Below are 18,909 nucleotides of genomic sequence, written 5' to 3'. Positions count from 1 at the left end.
TGGCAAGCGGCATTTTGCTAGCACTTGGCCTTATTTTATGACGTCAAATTTGCCCCTGCTGCCTAGCACCATCATTTATAACGGCAATGGCTAATTATCTACTTCCGGGGGTTGTGCAGGTGCGGGCCTGCTGGCTGCTCTTTCAACAGGAGCGCCACCATGAACTTGCCCGCAAGTGAAAACCCCCATCAACAATTGATTGAAGCGCAACTGCCTGCCTGGGCACGGCATGCGGCGCCGCAACACTGGCAGGCACTGCGCGAAAGCCTGCTGCCTGCCCAAGGCCTGGTCGATAGCGAGGCCGCCTGGTTCGCCAATGCGGCGCCCGACCTGCGCGCCGCAGTACTGGCCAGCCAGGCTCGGCTGGATCGCTCGCAACAGGCACTGGCGCGCTCGCTCAAGGGGCTTGAGAACATTGCGCCGTTCGCCGAAACGCGGCTCGCGCAGCGGCTGCAGGCCGAGCACCAACTGGCGGTCCCGCTGCGCAGCACCGAGCTGGTGGAAATTCATCACCTGTTCACCTTCGGCACCTATGTCACCCGCCACACGCAGGCCAGCCTGCTGGAAGCGGCCCTGCACAACTTCGAAGCCGCGGCCACGTTCAGCACCGACAGTGCATTGACGCTGGCCGGCGACGCCCGCTTCGAACAGGTGCGTACCGTGGGCCGCACCACCTTGGGCGACAGCGAGACGTGGGTGGATATCGAGCTGGAATCGGAAACGCCAAGCCTCAAGCCCTTGGCGCTCGCCCCTGACGATTTCGCCCGCAGCTGCCGTGACCTGGATATCGGCAAGCAGTACCAAGAGCACCTGCAGGCCTGCTTCGGCCGCCCGGCCGTGCGCCGCGACAGCCTGGCCCTGCAGCGCGACCGCCTGCGCCTGGCCGCCGACCTGGCCTTGTTGCGCCATGGCATTGACGGCCCCGCCCGCGATGTCATCGAGGCGCTGCTGGGCGACGCCGCCGTGCGCTGCTGGCAACCCTCACTGTTCGCAATTGGCCTGCATGAAGCACTGATCATCGACGCCGGCGCCAGGGGCCTGCTGTTGTACCTGCCCGGCGACGAGCGAGCCCTGCTGCAGTGCGAAGGGCTAGCGGGTGTGCATCAGCACCTGCTCGCGCAACTGCTGCAACCTGCGTATCGACGCGCCTTTTTGCGCTACGTGCCGGCGGCGCTGCAGCACCGCTTTGTCGATCGCCTGCAACAAAACCTCGAATCCACTGCCGACCTGCACCTGACGACTGAGCTGATCGCCGCCCCGGTATTTGCCTTTATCCACGATGACCACGTGGCGCGCCTGCAAGCAGAAGCGGCTGACCTTGCGGTACCCACGACAGCCGTCGACGCCAAGGCCCGGCAGCGGCGTATCGCCCAGTGGCAGAGCCTGGGCATGGACGCACTGATGCTGGCGGGCTTCTTCGTCCCCGGTGTCGGCACCCTGATGACAGGCGTGATGGCCTTCCAGCTGCTCGGCGACGTGTACGAGGGTTACCAGGCCTGGCACGTCGGCGACCGCCACCTGGCCCTGCAGCACCTTGAGGCCGTGGGCCTGAACCTGGCCTTGATCGGCGCCCTGCATGGGGCTGGCAAGGTGGTGCCGAAGCTGCTCGGCAGCCCGCTGCTGGAAAGCCTCGCGCCGGTGCAGATGCCCGATGGCAGCCGCCGGCTGTGGCGCCCGGACCTGGCAGGCTATGCCAGTGATGCAGCACTTGCACACTCCAGCACGCCCAACGCGCTCGGCCAGCTTGCCCATGACGGCAGGCTGTACATTGCGCTGGAGGGCGCCACGTACGAAGTGAGCCAGGGCGCCGCCGAACATGGCTGGCGAATCCACCACCCCAACGACCCCGAAGCCTATCGCCCGCGCCTGGAACATAACGGTGAAGGCGCCTGGCGCACCGAGCACGAAGTGCCCCAGGCCTGGTCCGATGCCCAGTGCGTGCGGCGCCTGGGTTTGCCGACCGACACCCTGGATGACGCCCGACTGCAACTGGCCATGGCCATCAGTGGCGTCGACCGCGCAGGCCTGCAGGCCGTGCACCTGGCGGGCGCGGCCACTCCGGTGCTGCTCGCCGACACCGTAGAGCGCCTGGCCCTGGCCAGCCTCAACGCCGGCGTGGCGACCGATGCCGAACGTCAACTCACAGAGGCCTACACCGGCCTCGACACCGCGCTGGCCAGGCGCCTGCTGGCGCGCCTGTCTGCCGACGAGATGGCCGGCTGGACGGCGCAGGGCCACTTGCCTGCCTGGCTACGACTGGAAAGCGAACAAGTCAGCCGCGACCTGCCCTTGGTGCGCGCACTGCAGGGGCTGCATGAGCCGCGCCTGGCCAACCCCGACAGCGAACGCCTGCTGCTGGCCTGCATCGAGCGCGTTGCAAGCTGGCCCACCGAACTGCATGTGCAGATCCGCGCCGCCAGCCCGAGCGGCGACGTGTTGGCGAGCCTGGGTGACGAAAACGCCGCCCAGCAGCTGCTGTTGCTGAGGTTCGACTCAGGCTACGAACGCCATGTCGGCGAACGCCCGGCCAGCGGGCCGCTCTACCCCGAGCCGTATCAGCCGCTGTACGCGGGCGCGCCACAGAGCCTGCAACTGGCCTGGGGCAGCGCCGATGCGTTGCGCCTGCGCACGCAGCAACTGGCCCTCGCCGAGCGCGCCCACTGGCCGCAACGCCTGTGGGGCCTGGCGGCCAAGCGCCCGGCCCGTCGTGGCGGCCTGCGCGGCGGCGGCCCGCTTTCTCCGTTGCCACCCCTATCGCCTCTGGCCAGCGGCTCCGTGGAGGGGCGCCTGCGCAGGCTCTACCCGGCCATCAGCCCAGCGCAGATCCAGCAGTTGCAAGCCGACTGGCGCCGCGCGCTGGTGGTTGCCGAACACGAGTTGCAGGTGCGCGAGGCCGCGCTGCAGCAACTGCGCGACACCCTGGTCCGCTGGGCCGCGAGCATGGCGCGGCGCCAACGCGCCAGCGTGCGCATCCTCGACGCCTGGCGGCGCAATGCCGTGCGCTGGCTGGCCGTCGACGAACGTATCCACTGGCTCAACCTGGCCAACCTGGAACTGGAAAACCACGACCTGGCCGCCCTGGCCCTGCCCGACGGCTTCAATCACATCATGGAGCTGGACCTCAGCGGCAACAGCCTGCTCAGCGAAGTACCCGGGCAATGGCTGCAACGCCTGGCGCAGGTGCGCCGGCTGATGCTCAAGCGGTGCCGTTTCGATCGCCTGCCGCAGCTGGCGCAACCGGCCACGCTCGAATGGCTCGACATCGAGCACAACCGCATCACCTGGGACAGCCAGGCCCAGGCCACCCTGGAGCAGTGGACCGCGCTGCGCATCCTCGACCTTTCCGACAACCCGTTGCTCAATGCGCCAGACATGTCACACACGCCCAGCGTCACCTCGCTGTTCATGGTCAACTGCAGCCTCACGCGCCTGCCCCAGGGGCTGGAGCACCTGCGATCAGCGCTGTTCATCGACCTGTCCGACAACCAGTTCCAGCGCCTGCCCAGCGGTTTCATCCTGCCCCCCGCCACTGCCGATGCCGTGAGCCTGGAAAGCGCCGCACTGGGCTTGCCGATCCGCGAGCAGATCGAAGACTACTACCAGCAGCACGGCGTCGACCTGCTGGTGGCCGTGACCGATTACCAGGAGCTGCTGGCCGATGCCAGCGCCCGGCGCCTGCAGCTCTGGGCACGGGTGCCGCTGCAGTACCGGCGCGACCTGCGCCTGCTGATCGAAGACATCGGCGATCACGACACCGGCCTGCAAGCGCTGTGGCGGCGCCTGGAGCGCATGGACACCGACCCGCGTTTTCGTGAGCGCGCACTGGCCGCGCCGGCCACCTCGCTGCTGGAGCTGTAGCGCCCCTCAGGCGCCGGCCTGGCGGCCCTGCTCGCGGCGCGCCGCCAGCCAGCGCGCCAGGTCGGCCGCCGGCATCGGCCGCGCCAGCAGGTAACCCTGGCCCTGGTCGCAGCCGGCGTTGCGCAGAAAGTCGTACTGCGCCTGGGTCTCGATGCCTTCGGCGGTGATGCGAAAGCCCAGCGCATGGCCCAGGTCGATGATCGCCCGGGCCACCGCCACGGCATCGTCATCGTCCGGCAGGTCCTTGATGAAGGCGCGGTCGATCTTCAGGTGGTCGATCGGCAATGCGCGCAGGTAGGCCAGTGACGAATAGCCGGTGCCGAAGTCGTCCACCGCGGTGGTCACGCCCATGGCCTGCAACTGGGCCAGCACCGCGCAGGCCTGCTGCTGGCTTTCCATCAACAGGCTTTCGGTGATTTCCACTTCCAGCAGGCTCGGCGGCAGGCCATGCCGCTCCAGGGCCTGGGCCAGGCTGGTGACGTAGTCGCTGCGCTCGATCTGCAGCGCCGCCACGTTGATCGCCATCGGCCCGGGCACCCGGTCCTGGTCGCGCCAGGCGGCCATCTGCGCGCAGGCCAGTTCCAGCACCCGCTCGCCCAGCGGGATGATCAGCCCGGTGCGTTCGGCCAGCGGGATGAACTCGGCGGGCGGCACCAGGCCGTGGGCCGGGTCGCGCCAGCGCAGCAGCGCCTCGACGCCCTCCAGGCAACCGCTGAACAGGTCGACCTTGGGCTGGTACCACAGCTCGAACTCGTTGGCCTGCAAGGCCCGGCGCAAGTTGCGCTCCAGGTCCAGGCGCTGCTGCAGGCGTGCGGTCATGTCGCCGTGGTAAGGGCGCCAGGTGTTGCGCCCGCTTTCCTTGGCCACATACATGGCGGTGTCGGCATGGCGCAACAGGCTGCCGACATCGGCCCCATGCTGCGGGCACCAGGCCAGGCCAATGCTGCCCGTGACCAGCGCGGCGTTGCCGTTGAGGTCGAACGGCCGCTGCAGGCAGCGCAGCAAGTGCGCCAGCTGGTGGCTGATCTGGCCCTGGGTGCCGCGCAGCATGAACACGAATTCATCGCCGCCCAGGCGGCACAGGCGGTCGGCGCTGTCGAGCTCCTGCAGAAAGCGCGCAGTGGCCTGTTGCAGCAGCAGGTCGCCCATGGGGTGGCCGAGGCTGTCGTTGACCTGCTTGAAGCCGTCGATGTCGAGCATCAGCACGGCCAGGCCATCGCCCTTGCCGATCGCTTCGGTCAGCTGCTGCTGGAACAGCACGCGGTTGGGCAGGCCGGTGATGGTGTCGTAATGGGCCAGGCGTTCGAGCTGCGCCTGGGAGCGGCGCAGCTCGCGGTTGCGCTGCTGCAACTGGCGCTGCTTGCGGTGGGTCTGGCAGAGAAACAGGCACGTCACGCCGGTGCAGGCCAGGGCGTACCAGAACAGTGGCGAGGTCAGCACGTAGGCCTCGGAACCGGCCGGCTGACGCTGCACATCCACTTGCCCAAGCAGCACCGACAGGCCGACGCCGGCCACGGTGAGGCCGGCCGGCAACCAGCGGCAGAGGGTTTGGCGCAGGCTACCGACAGGCGGTTTCTGCTCTTCTGAAAGCGGGGAGTTGGACGGGATCATAGGCCTGCGAACGCGGTCGATTGCTCCTGTATCGGCGCACGCCCGGCAATATTGAGCCAGACTGGTATTTTTCTTTGGCCAGGTGCATGCTCGAAGCTGAAGCGATTCACCTACCTAGACATGCGAGGTGCGGCACCCATGGACTCCCTGCTCGATTCGCTGTTTCCCAGCCCAGACGACATCCCCGAGGCCTGGCACCTGGGCGAGCCCCTGGAGCAACGCGACTATTTGGTCAACGGTGAGCTGCGCCGTTGGGACGGCCCGCTGGCCACGGTGCGCAGCCCGGTGTGGCTCAAGCACGCCGATGGCGAACGCCAGGTCATCCTCGGCAGCGCCCCGCTGCTCGATGCCGACACCGCGCTGACGGCGCTGGACGCCGCCGTGCAGGCCTACGACAAGGGCCGCGGCAGCTGGCCGAACATGCGCGTGGCCGAGCGCATCCAGCATGTGGAGCAGTTTCTGGCGCGCATGCGCGAGCAACGCACGGCGGTGGTCAAGCTGCTGATGTGGGAGATCGGCAAGAACCTCAAGGACTCGGAAAAGGAATTCGACCGCACCTGCGACTACATCAATGACACCATCAACGCCCTCAAGGACCTCGACCGCCGCTCCAGCCGCTTCGAACTCGAACAAGGCACCCTCGGCCAGATCCGCCGCGCGCCCCTGGGCGTGGCGCTGTGCATGGGCCCCTACAACTACCCGCTGAACGAAACCTTCACCACGCTGATCCCGGCGCTGATCATGGGCAACACCGTGGTGTTCAAGCCGGCCAAGTTCGGCGTGCTGCTGATCCGCCCGCTGCTCGAGGCCTTTCGCGACAGCTTCCCGCCGGGGGTGATCAACGTGATCTACGGCCGCGGCCGGGAAACGGTCAGTGCTTTGATGGCCAGCGGCAAGGTCGACGTGTTCGCCTTCATCGGCACCCACAAGGCGGCCAGTGATTTGAAGAAGCTGCACCCGCGCCCGCACCGGCTGCGCGCGGCCCTGGGGCTGGATGCCAAGAACCCCGGCATCGTGCTGCCCCAGGTGGACCTGGACAACGCCGTGGACGAGGCCGTCACCGGCGCCCTGTCGTTCAATGGCCAGCGCTGCACGGCGCTGAAGATCCTGTTCGTGCACGAGGATGTGGTCGAGCCGTTCCTCGACAAGTTCCAGCGCAAGCTCGCCGCGCTCAAGCCGGGCATGCCCTGGGCACCGGGCGTGGCCCTGACGCCGCTGCCGGAACCGGGCAAGGTCGACTACCTCGCAGGCCTGGTGGCCGATGCCACCGCCAAGGGCGCGCGGGTGCTCAATGAAGGCGGCGGGCAAAGCCGCGGCTCGTTCTTCTACCCGGCGCTGCTGTACCCGGTGAACCGCGACATGCGCGTGTACCACGAGGAGCAGTTCGGCCCGGTGGTGCCGGTGGTGCCCTACCGCGACCTGCAGACGGTGATCGACTACGTGCTCGACTCCGACTACGGCCAGCAACTGAGCCTGTTCGGCAACGACCCGGCGACCATCGGCAGCCTGGTCGACATCTTTGCCAACCAGGTCGGGCGCATCAACCTCAACGCCCAGTGCCAGCGCGGCCCCGACACCTACCCGTTCAACGGCCGCAAGAACAGCGCCGAAGGCACCCTGTCGGTGCATGACGCCTTGCGCGTGTTCTCGATCCGCACCCTGGTCGCCACCCGCTTCCAGGAGGCCAACAAGGAGCTGATCAGCGAGATCATCCGCAACCGCCAGTCGAGCTTCCTGACCACCGACTACATCTTCTGAGGCGCCGCTGTTTATAGACAATCGGTCTAGCACGATTGTCGATCTTCCAGGGCTGCAAACGACTCTATGCAACAGGGGCGCGCCACGTGCCCCCTTCGCAACCCCGTCAGAGGAGTACCGAACATGGCAGTCAAACCCATTCCCGAAGGGCAGCACAGCATCACCCCCTACCTGGCCATCAAGGACGCCGCCAAAGCCATCGAGTTCTACAAGAAGGCCTTCGGCGCCGTGGAGATGTTCCGCCTCGAAGGCCCGGACGGCCGCGTCGGCCATGCCGAGCTGAAGATCGGCGATTCGTCGATGATGCTCGCCGACCCGTGCGACCAGATGGAAGGCGGCCTCACCGCCAGCCAGAAACTCAATGGCGCCGCCGTTGGCCTGCACCTGTACGTCGAGGACTGTGACAAGGTGTTTGCCCAGGCCCTGGCCGCCGGCGCGACCCAGATGCATGAAGTGAAAGACCAGTTCTATGGCGACCGCAGCGGTACCCTGAAAGACCCGTTCGGCAACCTGTGGTTCGTCTCCACCCACAAGGAAGACCTCAGCCCCGAGGAAATCCGTGCCCGCGCCGCGAAAATGTTCGCTGGCAGCTGAACCACACGTTGAAAGCGGCGCGACTTTGCCTGAAGCTTGGGGCTCGTAGCTGGGAGCTGCTTCATGCGAATCATCGACAAGACCGCCGCGCAGGTGCGCAGCCTGACACCGGCCGAAGAGGAACTGCTGGCGGATTTCGCCGGCGGCAACCTCGTCGGCCCCCGCCTGTTGCAGGCCAACCAGCTGCTGATGAAGGTGCGCAGCGCCAACCAGTGGCTGGCCTGCGACTGCCGCAAGGATGCGTTGCCGGTGCTCAATGTCACCCTCAATGGCAACACCGGCACGCTGTTTCTCAAGAACAACCCCGGCACCGCCGAGCACGCCCCCGGCTGCCCCTTCACCAAGGACGAACGCGAGGCCGCCGAGCGCGAGGCGCAACCCAGCGCCCCGGCCGCCTGGCTGGCGCCGGATACGCCGCTGCGCCTGATCGCTGACTTCCCCAAAGCCAGCGATGGCCTCGAAGGCAGTGGCGAGGGCAGCGAGCGGCGCGACCAGCAGCGTTTGCTGTCGCTGTTGCTGACCTGGATCGAGACCAGCGGCCTGAACCTGTACGCCACGCACCTGAAAAAGGACCTGACCGCCCAGTTCGCCGAACTGCGCAGCGTCGCCAGCCGTTATCCGCTGCTCGAACGGGTGCCCGCCAGCAACTACCTGGAAACCCGGCTGGACATGAAGCACATGATGATGCTCAAGGCCCGCCTGCGCGAGGCCACGGTGTTCGGCAACCACCGCCGCCACGGGCTGCTGCTGGACTGCGTCGACCAGGTGCGCGGGCGCAAGCTGTTCAACAACCGCAGCGAGGATGGCTTCGACTTCCAGGGGCACCACCTGTACTGGGGCGGCAGCCGCGCATCCGGCCCGCTGCTGGCCCTGGCCCTGTATTCGCCGGCCACCGCCGGCAGCCATTTCTACGAGCTGATCCATGTGGCCAGCGTGCCGGTGCTGTCGCGGGCTCACCTGTTCCCGGTGTATCGCGACGAGGAACGTGAGCCGCTCAAGGCGTTGGTGTCGTTGATCGACTGGATGGCCGGCAAGGGTGTGAAGGTGCAGATGCGTCGGCCGGTGATTGGTGGGCAGGTGATGGATGAACTGGTGCTGACCTCGGACCAGGACCGGGTGTTGTCGGTGTCGCTGCTGGAGCAGCCGCTGGGGCCGGAGCCGGATGCCGAGAACTTCAAGCGCTATGCCGACTTCAAGAGCCTGGAGACCTTCCGCAAGTATGTGGCCGGGTTCTTCATGCGCGAGCGCTAGCGACCGCGCTGGCCCCATCGCCGGCAAGCCGGCTCCCACAGGCACAGCGCTGTACATGTGGGAGCCGGCTTGCCGGCGATGGGGCCAGTACCGACACCACCGCACTACCCCAGAAACAACCGATAAGCCGGGTTCTCGGTCTCATCCCAATACCGATACCCCATCTCCTCCAGCGCCATCGGCAACCCCACCTGTTCCTCCACCGGCACCTCCAGCGCCGCAAACACCTGGGCCTGCGCCGCGCCATGGTTGCGGTAATGGAACAGGCTGATGTTCCAGCGCTTGCCCAGCCGCTCGAGAAAGCCCAGCAACGCCCCCGGGCGCTCCGGGAACTCGAAGCGCAGCACCCGCTCTTGCGCGCCCGGCGCTGCGTGCCCGCCCACCGTATGGCGTACGTGCAACTTGGCCAGTTCGTTGTCGGTCAGGTCGAGCACGCTGTAGCCCTGCTCGCCCAGGCTCGCCAGCAGTTGCTCGCGCGGGTCGTGCTGCGGGTGAGTCTGCACGCCGACGAACAGACGCGCCTCCTTGCCGGGGTAATAGCGGTAGTTGAACTCGGTGATCTGCCGGCGCCCCAGCGCCTGGCAGAACGCGCGGAAGCTGCCGGGCTGCTCGGGGATGGTCACGGCGATGATCGCTTCACGCTGCTCGCCCAGCTCGGCACGCTCGGCCACATGGCGCAGGCGGTCGAAGTTGACGTTGGCGCCGGAGTCGATGGCCACCAGGGTCTGCCCCTGCACGCCTTCGCGGGCCACGTACTTCTTGATCCCGGCCACCGCCAGGGCACCGGAGGGCTCGGTGATCGAGCGGGTGTCGTCGTAGATGTCCTTGATCGCCGCGCACAGCTCGTCGCTGCTGACCGTGATCACTTCATCGACGAAATGCCGGCACAGCTCGAAGCAATGGGCACCGACCTGGGCCACCGCCACGCCATCGGCAAAGGTGCCGACCTGCGCCAGGATCACCCGCTCACCGGCCGCCAGCGCGGCCTGCAGGCAATTGGAATCTTGCGGCTCGACGCCGATCACCTTGACCTGCGGGCGCAGGTACTTGACGTAGGCGGCGATGCCGGCCACCAGCCCGCCGCCACCCACCGGCACGAAGATCGCGTCCAGCGCCCCCGGCTGCTGGCGCAGGATTTCCATGCCCACGGTGCCTTGCCCGGCGATCACGTCGGGGTCATCGAACGGCGGCACGAAGGTCGCCCCTTCGCTGTCGGCCAAGGTCAGCGCGTGGGCCAGGGCATGGGGGAAGCTTTCACCGTGCAGCACCACCTGGCCACCGCGTGAACGCACGCCCTCGACCTTCAGCGAAGGGGTGGTGGTGGGCATGACGATGGTCGCCCTGATGCCCAGCCGCGCCGCCGCCATGGCCACGCCCTGGGCGTGGTTGCCAGCGGAGGCGGTGATGACCCCGCGCTCGCGCTGGGCGCTGCTCAGCCGCGCCAGGCGGGTGTAGGCACCGCGGATCTTGAACGAGAAGGTCGGTTGCAGGTCTTCGCGCTTGAGCAGCACCTGGTTGCCCAGGCTGGCCGACAGTGCCGGCGCCAGCTGCAGCGGGGTTTCGATGGCCAGGTCGTACACCGGCGCCGAGAGAATGCGGCGCACCTGCTCCGACAGCAGCTGCTGCGGGGTGAGCGGTGTGCGGGGGCTGACGTTGAGGCTGGTCATCGGGTGCAACTCCTTGGCTTTATTTGCGTTGCCCAGGAGTCAGAGAGAAGAAACCCGCCTCCAGGGCGGGTTCGGTGCACGTACGCGCTAGCCCGCCAAACTGATAATGGCGGTAATAATAATCGCGTTCACGTGCGGGAAAGTGTTCATGGGGTGGGAACTTATCCTGCAAGCTGGCGGCAAGTCAACACTTGGCTTGCTGGGCCGAAAGCGGCACGTCGAACACCTTGTCGAAGCCCCACTGGAACACGAAGGCGTAGACGAAGAAGAACACGAACAGCGCAAGGTTAGTGAGCAGCGCCGCCCACAGGCTCACGTCCAGCCAGTACGCCACCAGCGGCAGCAACAGCAGCACCAGCCCGCCCTCGAAGCCCAGGGCATGCAGCAAGCGGCGCAGCAGCGTGCGCTCGCGCTTGGGCTGGCGTGCCTCCCAGCGTTCGAACGCCCAGTTGAAGGCCATGTTCCAGCTCATCGCGATGCCCGACATGAGGATCGACAACAGGGTCGACTGGGCCATGCCCGCATCGAACGCCAGCTCCAGCGCCGGCGCCACGCAGGCCACGGCAATCGCCTCGTAGAGAATGGCCTGGACGATCTTGCGTGCCTTGCCTTGCATGTGCAGCTCCGTTGGGAAATGACCTGCCAAATTACAAGAAGCTGCTTGTAAGAAAAAGCCTGAAATACATTTTTGACTGAACGTTCAATTAAGAATATTTAGACTAAACGTTTCAGCGACACCCATTCCCCGGCACCCGGCAGCCCCGCCCTGCAACCAACCCCCACCCCGATTCGCTCAGCCCAGGCGCTGACCGCGAACGGCCGTGCATTGGACAACCCCGCGCTTGACTGCTTGTATCTATCCATTGCTAGCGGCACAAATCCTACAGCTTCGTCCGGGGAATCGAACGAGGAAACAAGACAATGGCTAACACCGTCATGATGGTATTCGGCACCCGCCCAGAGGCGATCAAGATGGCCCCGCTGGCCAGGGTGCTGCGTGAATGGCCAGACATCGACCTGCACATCTGCTCCACCGGCCAGCACCGCGAGATGCTCGGCCAGGTGCTCACCGCCTTCGGCCTGAGCGTCGACCAGGACCTCAAGGTGATGACCCAGAACCAGACCCTCAACGGCCTGGCCCGCGACCTGCTGGACAAGATCGACAAGGCCTACGAACAGGTGCAGCCCGACATCGTGCTGGTGCACGGTGACACCACCACCAGCTTCATCGCCGCCCTCGCCGCCTTCCACCGGCACATCCCGGTCGGCCACGTGGAAGCGGGCCTGCGCACCGGCAACCTGCAGCAACCCTGGCCCGAGGAAGCCAACCGGCGCCTGACCGGGGTGATCGCCGACCTGCACTTCGCCCCCACCACCAAGAGCCGCGACAACCTGCTGCGCGAAGGCGTGCCGCCGGAGCACATCGAAGTCACCGGCAACACCGTGATCGACGCCCTGCTGTGGATGCGCGAATTCCTCACCCAAAGCACCTGGCACCCCGCCGCCGAGTCACCGCTGCATGCCCTGCGCGACGACCAGCGCATGGTGCTGATCACCGGCCACCGCCGGGAGAATTTCGGCGCCGGCTTCGAGCGCATCTGCCTGGCCCTGGCCGAGCTGGCCCTGCGTCACCCCGATGTGCAGTTCGTCTACCCCGTGCACCTCAACCCGCATGTGCAAAAGGCCGTATACGGCCTGCTGTCCGGGCGCGACAACATCTACCTGGTGCCGCCCCAGGACTACCAGCACTTCGTCTGGCTGATGAACCGCGCGCACATCATCCTCACCGACTCCGGCGGCGTGCAGGAAGAAGCCCCGGCGCTGGGCAAGCCGGTGCTGGTGCTGCGCAAGGTCACCGAGCGGCCCTCGGTGCTGGAGGGCGGCACGGTCAAGCTGGTCGGCACCCAGACCGAGCGCATCGTCAAGGAAACCAGCCAACTGCTCGACGACCAGGCCGCCTACCAGCGCATGGCACGCGTGTTCACCCCCTTCGGTGACGGCCATGCCAGCGAAATCATCGCCGAGCGCCTGAGCCGCTGGTTCGAGGAAACTGCCAACCAACAGGACGACGCATGAGCCTGGCTTTCATCGACTTTCTCACCTACGTACTGTTCGGCCTCAAGATCCTCGCGATCATCCTCGCCACGCTGATGTTCCTGCTCGGCCTCGATGACCTGTTCATCGACCTGTGCTATTGGGGCCGCAAGCTGATCCGCCGATTCCGCATCTACGACAAGTACGACAAGGCCGACGAGAAACGCCTGTTCGAGGTGCCCGAAAAGCCCTTGGCGATCATGGTGCCCGCCTGGAACGAGGTTGGCGTGGTTGGCGAAATGGCGCGCCTGGCAGCCTCGACCATCGACTACGAGAACTACCAGATCTTCGTCGGCACCTACCCCAACGACCCACAGACCCAGGCCGACGTCGACGCCGTGTGCCTGCACTACCCCAACGTGCACAAGGTGGTCTGCGCCCGCCCCGGGCCGACCAGCAAGGCCGACTGCCTAAACAACATCATCGACGCCATCCTGCGCTTCCAGGACGATGCCCGCATCGAGTTCGCAGGCTTCATCCTGCACGACGCCGAAGACGTCATCTCGCCCATGGAACTGCGCCTGTTCAACTACCTGCTGCCGGCCAAGGACATGATCCAGATCCCGGTGTACCCCTATGCGCCGGAATGGAAAGGCTTCACCGCCGGGCACTATGTGGACGAGTTCGCCGAGAACCATGGCAAGGACGTGATCGTGCGCGAGGCGCTCACCGGCCAGGTGCCCAGCGCCGGGGTCGGCACCTGCTTCAGCCGCCGCGCCATCAGCGCGCTGCTCGAAGAAGGCGACGGCATCGCCTTCGACGTGCAGAGCCTCACCGAAGACTACGACATCGGCTTTCGCCTGAAGCAAAAGGGCATGAAGTGCATCTTCGCCCGCTATTCCATCACCGACCCGGCGCTGACCCTCAAGCAAGAGTGGCGCCTGGGCATGAGCCGCGAGTTCTCCCAGGTGATCTGCGTGCGCGAGCACTTCCCGCGCGACTGGCAGCACGCCATCCGGCAAAAATCCCGGTGGATCGTCGGCATCGTGTTCCAGGGCACCAGCAACCTGGGCTGGAGCCGCACCGGCGCGCTCAACTACTTCCTCTGGCGTGACCGCCGCGGCCTGTTCGCCTACCTGCTGAGTTTTTTGGTCAACCTGTTGCTGCTGGTGCTGCTGGCCATGTGGCTGGTGACCGTGATCGCGCCGCAGTCGTGGCGGTTCATGTCGATCCTCAGCGACAGCCAGCTGCTCACCACCCTGCTCTGGCTCAACGGCCTGATGCTGATCAACCGCCTGTTCCAGCGCGGCTGGTTCGTCACCCGCTACTACGGCATCGGCGAGGGCTTGCTGTCGGCGCCGCGGATGATGTGGAGCAACTTCGTCAACTTCTTCGCCAACCTGCGCGCCTTGCGCCAGGTGATGGAGATGGGCGACTCGCGCCGGGTGGCCTGGGACAAGACCACCCACGAGTTCCCCGCCATCGCCGCGCCTGCGCGCACACCACTGGGCCAGCGCCTGGTGGCCAAGGGGTACATCAGCGAACAGCAACTCGACCAGGCCATCAACAGCCCGGTACGCCGGCGCCTGGGCCGCGAGCTGCTGCTGCGCGGCTGGCTGAGCAGCGATCAACTGGTGCAGGCGTTGGCCGAGCAGCTCGACCTGCCCTGGGCTCCGCTCAACCCGTTCAAGCTCGACCCGCGGCTGATCGCCGCGCTGCCGCGGCGCCTGGCCACCCATTACGGCGTACTGCCGGTGGCCGAGGACGGCGACACCCTGGTGCTGGCCAGCGAAAGCCCGGTCAGCCAGGTTTCGCTGGGGGTGATCAGCCGCCAGCTCAAGCGCCCGGTCAGCTACCGCCTGGCGCCCCAGGGCCGGGTCACCCTGGGCCTGCGCTACCACTACCCCAGCCCCTGGCAGAAGGAAGAAACCCGGCACATGCTCAAGGTGCTCGAACAGCACCAGGACAACGCCGAATTGCTCGAGCAGGTCAGCAGCCACCAGGTCATGCTCGGCGCCCTGCTGCAGGTGCGCGGCATGGTTCCGGTGACCCTGTTCAACCAGGCGCTGATCGACTTCGACCCCGAGCAGGAGAGCCTCGGCGAACACCTGATCGCCCGCGGCATCATCACCGAGCAGGTGCTCGAACAAGCCCTCGCCGAACAGGCCAGCGAACAGCAGGCCGCCTATGACCTGATCCGGGAGGTGGCATGAAGCCGCGCTTTACCCTGACCTTTACCAGCCTTTTACTGTGCTGCGCCGCGCTCCCCGCCGTGGCCGCGCCGATGACCGATTTCCAGCGCTTCACCAGCTACCCGTTCATGGAGCGCAGCTACCGCGAAGCGAAAAAGGACAACTGGGCCGAAGTGGAGCGCCTGACCCGCCACGTGCTCGGCCGCGTGCCGAACAACGACGAGGCCCGCGCCCTGCTGGTCGAGGCCCTGGCCCATCAGCGCCGCTACAAGGAAGCCGAGGCCATGGCCGAGCAGATGGGCGACGGCGCTGAACACGCCGACGCCCTGCTGGAGCTGCGCCTGACCTGGATCGAGCAGGACCCGCCGCCGGCGGGCCAGGTGGAAAGCTGGCTGGCCGCCGCCGACGGCAACCAGCGCGTGCGACTGTGGCAAGCCTACAGCCTGAGCCTGGCCAAGTTCGGCGGCGCCGCCAAGGCCCTGGACTGGCTCAACCAATTGCCACCGCGCAACGATGGCCAGGTGCTGCGCCTGGCCCGGGCCAACTTCGCCGAACAGTTGCGCAACTGGAAGGAAACCATCGAGCAGCTCGCGCCCTTGGCCGACCAGGGCCAGCTGCCGCCGCAAGACTGGCAGCGCCTGGCCAATGCCTATGTGCAGCAGGTCGACGAAAAAGGGCTGAACAAGCTGCTCGCCAGCGCGCCCTCTGCCGAAGCCGCCAATCAGGCGCGCCTGGCCATGGCCAACCGCGCCATCGCCGTGGGCCACAACCAGCTGGCGCAGCGCTCGCTGCAGGCCCTGCCGAGCGACCAGCTGCAACGGCCAGAGCTGCGCCAGCAACTCTGGGAGCTGGCCCGCGAAGGCGACGACGCGGTGCTGGTGCGGCGCCTGAGCAACGAGCTGCAGCGCCCTTGCCTGGAAACCGTGGACTGGCTGTCGCGGCACGACCCGGAGCTGGCCCGCGAGCAGTTCAAGGCCTGCCCCGCCACGGCCGATGCCCGCGCCTATGCCGTGCTCAAGCAGCGCCTGTATGGCGACCCGGTGCAACCGCCGCAACCGCGCACGGCGGCCGAGTGGGAGCGGCGTTACCGCCAGAGCGGTGACCTGGCGGCGCTGGAGCAAGCCAGCTTCCTGCTCCTGCAACAGGGCCAGAGCGAGCGCGCCAGGGCCTTGCTCGAACAGGCCTACGACCGCCGCCAAGGCCGCCTGACGCCATCGCTGCTGCAGCGCCTGGGCAATCTCTACGCCCGCAACGACGGCCCGCTGGACAGCCGCCGCATGCTCAACCTGGTGCCCAGGGTCGATGCCAATACCCGCGCCCAGCTGCTCGCCCGGCTGGCCGAAAACGGCCAGTGCGCGGCCGTGCGCCAGGCCATCCCGGCGACCCCGAGCGAAGCGGGCCAGTTGCGCGCCCTGGGCCGCTGCGCCATGCCCGACCAGCCCGGTGAAGCGGTGGTCTACTACCAGGCCGCCGAGCGCCTGGACGGTGCCGGCAGCCGCCTGCCACTGGCCTATGCACTGGAAGCCGCCGGCGATTCCCAGGCGGCCGCGCCGATCTGGCGCAGCCTGCCGGACAGCGCCTGGACCGACAACGCCCGGCTGACCGCCGCCAGCGGCGCACTGAACCTCGGCGATGCCGACAGCGCCCGCCGCTACTGGGATGCCGCCGCCCACCACAGCGCCGATGACTGGGCGCTGGGCGCTGCCATCGCCCAGCGCCAGGGCGACCTGCAGGCAGCCCTGGGCTTGCAGCGCCAGGCATTGGCGAGCAACCCGCGGGCCGACCACTACTATGCCGCCGCCAGCACCGCGCAACTGGCCGGCGACAGCGCGCAGAGCACGGCCTGGCTCGCCGAAGCGGTGCGCCTGGCTCCCGACCAGCCACGCTACCGCGCCGACTACGGGATGCGCCTGGCCGGCTCGACGGACAAGGCCCAGCGCCGTCAGTCGATCCCCTACCTGCAACAGGCCACTGGCGATTTGCCCGAGGATTACCGCCTGGGTGAAACCCTGGCGCTGCGCTACGACGAAGCCGAAGACAGCGCCGCCGCCCGCCGCGAGCTGCGGCGCATCCTCGATGTGGAGCAGAACCTGGTCGACGGCGACGACGAATACGGCAGCCTGAAAGCCCGCGAGTACCGCCAGCGGCGCGCCCATGAAGCGCTGTCGCGGCGTGACACCATCACCCTGGCCAGCACCTGGTCGCCCGCCGGCACCTCGACCAACGACAAGTTCCTCGACAACGGCCAGCGCAGCGGCAGCTCGCGCCGCGCCCAGTCGCAGAACGTGCAGCTGGCCATGTGGGACCACGCCCTGGGCGAGGAGCCCAGCCGCAACGGCAGCACCCTGTCGGTGTATGGCCGCGTGCTGTTCGGCGGCCAGAGCCGCACCGACTATGCCCAGAGCATGGGCACCGGGGTGGGCCTGCGCTACAAGCCACTGGGCCAGGCCAACCTCAACCTGTATGCCGAGCTCTACCACCAGCGCCAGATCGATGAGGAGCACAACAACAACCTGAGCCTGGGCGAGCTGCTCAGCCCGGCCAAGGTCGGCGGCAACTGGGGCGACCTGCGCCACCATGCCGAGTCGAGCAACGACCTGCTGCTGCGGGCCACCGCCTCGTTCCTCGACCAGGGCGACTGGCGCAACGACTGGCGGGTCGACGAGGACGACTGGAACGAGCGCTTCCTCTACCTCGACGCCGCCTGGTGGACCCGCGCCGGCGATCACGCCTGGCTGTCGCGCTACCAGCAGGGCCATGCCTGGAAACTGCCCGGCAATTCGCCGCAAACCCTCATGCCCTACGGCTTCTTCGAGTTCTCAAGCCAAGACCCGAGCAACGACTGGCGCCAGGATGCCCGCGCCGGTGTCGGCGTGCGCTGGCAATGGTGGTTCGACGACGACCGCTACAACGCTTACCGCGGCTCGCTGAAAGTGCGCGCCGAGTACCAGCAGTCGCTGGGTGGCAACCTCTACGAGCGCGCCAACGGCGTGCTGGTTGGCGCGGAGATGACCTTCTGATGCGTACCTTGCTCGCCGTTTGCCTACTTGCCCTGTGCCTGCCGGCCATGGCCGACCAGCGCTTGTTCTACCAGCCGCTGAACCGCGATGCCGGGGTCAGCGCCGCCCAGTGGCAGCAACTGTGGCGCGCCACCGTGGCCCAGGGCGGCAAGACCCTGATCGTGCAATGGAGCGCCTACGGCGACAGCGATTTCGGCGGTGCCCAGGGCTGGCTGGCGAACAGCCTGCGCGAGGCCCAGGCCCAGGGCTTGCAGTTGGTGCTGGGGTTGTACATGGACCCGGCCTACTACCAGCGCATCGAAACCCTGGACGCCGATGGCCTGGGCAGCTACTGGAAGGCACAGCTGGGCCGCTCGCTGAGCCAGTACCAGCAGGTGCGCAAGGACTGGCAGTTGCCGGTGGCGGGCTGGTACCTGCCGCTGGAGCTGGATGACCTGCACTTTCGTGACGCCAGCCGCCGCGAGGCGTTGTTCAAGCAGTTGCAGGCCTTCAACCGGCAGCTGGACAAGCCCCTGCATATCAGCGCCTTCAGCGCCGGCCACCTGGCGCCGCGGGTCAACGCCGCGTGGCTGGATGAACTGGCCGGGCTGGGCTTGACCGTGTGGTGGCAGGACGGCGTTGGCACCGGGCGGCTGCCGCCGCTGGTGCGCCAGGGCTATGAGCAGGCCCTGCCGTGCCGGGTGGGTGTGGTGCGTGAAGCGTTTCGCCAGGTGAGTGCACCGGGGCAGGCGTTTCGCGCCGAGCCGGGTGAGCCCAGGCTGAGCGCCTGGTGCCATGCCGAAGCGGTGTTTGCATTGCGCTATCGGCCTTGGGCTCGGGGTATCCTGTCGTTCAATTGAGTGCCTGTACTGGCCCTGCCACCGGCAAACTGGCCCCTACCCTGTGGGAGCCGGCTTGCCGGCGATAGGGCCGGCCCAGGCAAAA

General features: G+C 67.2%; 11 protein-coding genes. 8 read left to right on the top strand and 3 right to left on the bottom strand.

Annotated features, from left to right (window positions below; all coding sequences use genetic code 11):
* Positions 1-159 precede the first annotated feature (159 nt).
* Positions 160-3,858: a dermonecrotic toxin domain-containing protein gene (locus L6D75_RS20115; RefSeq protein ID WP_176516175.1), complete on the top strand. Its 3,699-nt coding sequence runs from the start codon at positions 160-162 to the stop codon at positions 3,856-3,858.
* A gap of 6 nt (positions 3,859-3,864) precedes the next feature.
* On the opposite strand, the gene L6D75_RS20110 is transcribed toward L6D75_RS20115, so the two are convergent.
* Positions 3,865-5,469, bottom strand: a complete 1,605-nt coding sequence (locus L6D75_RS20110) for a putative bifunctional diguanylate cyclase/phosphodiesterase (protein ID WP_176516173.1) — start codon at positions 5,467-5,469, stop codon at positions 3,865-3,867.
* Between the two features lie 138 nt (positions 5,470-5,607).
* Here L6D75_RS20110 and L6D75_RS20105 point away from each other — a divergent pair, with 138 nt between their 5' ends.
* From L6D75_RS20105 to L6D75_RS20095, 3 genes are all read left to right on the top strand, one after another.
* Positions 5,608-7,227 carry an NADP-dependent glyceraldehyde-3-phosphate dehydrogenase gene (locus L6D75_RS20105; protein ID WP_176516171.1) on the top strand — a complete coding sequence of 540 codons (1,620 nt, stop codon included), beginning with the start codon at positions 5,608-5,610 and terminating at the stop codon, positions 7,225-7,227.
* Between the two features lie 123 nt (positions 7,228-7,350).
* Positions 7,351-7,821 carry a VOC family protein gene (locus L6D75_RS20100; RefSeq protein ID WP_176516169.1) on the top strand — a complete coding sequence of 157 codons (471 nt, stop codon included), beginning with the start codon at positions 7,351-7,353 and terminating at the stop codon, positions 7,819-7,821.
* A 63-nt stretch (positions 7,822-7,884) separates the two neighbouring features.
* On the top strand, positions 7,885-9,072 hold the full coding sequence (locus tag L6D75_RS20095; RefSeq protein WP_176516167.1) for a hypothetical protein: 1,188 nt from the start codon (positions 7,885-7,887) through the stop codon (positions 9,070-9,072).
* Positions 9,073-9,176: 104 nt separating this feature from the next.
* On the opposite strand, the gene ilvA is transcribed toward L6D75_RS20095, so the two are convergent.
* Both ilvA and L6D75_RS20085 read right to left on the bottom strand, forming a co-directional pair.
* Complete coding sequence (gene ilvA / locus L6D75_RS20090) at positions 9,177-10,739, bottom strand: threonine ammonia-lyase, biosynthetic (RefSeq protein WP_236193776.1); 1,563 nt, start codon at positions 10,737-10,739, stop codon at positions 9,177-9,179.
* A gap of 184 nt (positions 10,740-10,923) precedes the next feature.
* Positions 10,924-11,355: a PACE efflux transporter gene (locus L6D75_RS20085; RefSeq protein ID WP_176518355.1), complete on the bottom strand. Its 432-nt coding sequence runs from the start codon at positions 11,353-11,355 to the stop codon at positions 10,924-10,926.
* A 305-nt stretch (positions 11,356-11,660) separates the two neighbouring features.
* Between L6D75_RS20085 and wecB the strand changes: the two genes are divergently transcribed.
* From wecB to L6D75_RS20065, 4 genes are read left to right on the top strand one after another with little or no spacing between them, the layout of a single operon-like run.
* Entirely contained in the window at positions 11,661-12,815 is a 1,155-nt protein-coding gene (gene wecB, locus L6D75_RS20080; protein WP_236193775.1) for a non-hydrolyzing UDP-N-acetylglucosamine 2-epimerase, read from the top strand.
* Positions 12,812-14,986 (top strand): cyclic di-3',5'-guanylate-activated glycosyltransferase NfrB, encoded by a 2,175-nt coding sequence (gene nfrB / locus L6D75_RS20075; protein WP_176517528.1) that lies wholly within the window; start codon positions 12,812-12,814, stop codon positions 14,984-14,986. Before wecB ends, nfrB begins: the two co-directional genes overlap by 4 nt.
* Positions 14,983-17,985, top strand: coding sequence for a phage receptor (locus L6D75_RS20070; RefSeq protein ID WP_176517529.1), 3,003 nt, complete (start codon positions 14,983-14,985; stop codon positions 17,983-17,985). The genes nfrB and L6D75_RS20070 overlap by 4 nt, the downstream gene beginning before the upstream one ends.
* A complete protein-coding gene (locus L6D75_RS20065) occupies positions 17,985-18,824 on the top strand; it encodes a DUF4434 family protein (protein ID WP_176517530.1) in 840 nt (279 codons plus the stop codon). Before L6D75_RS20070 ends, L6D75_RS20065 begins: the two co-directional genes overlap by 1 nt.
* Positions 18,825-18,909: the final 85 nt, after the last annotated feature.

The organism is Pseudomonas faucium (genome assembly GCF_021602585.1).
Taxonomy (GTDB): Bacteria; Pseudomonadota; Gammaproteobacteria; order Pseudomonadales; family Pseudomonadaceae; genus Aquipseudomonas; species Aquipseudomonas faucium.
The sequence above is the reverse complement of the archived record's forward strand: the minus strand, read 5'-3'. Positions and strand labels throughout refer to the sequence as shown.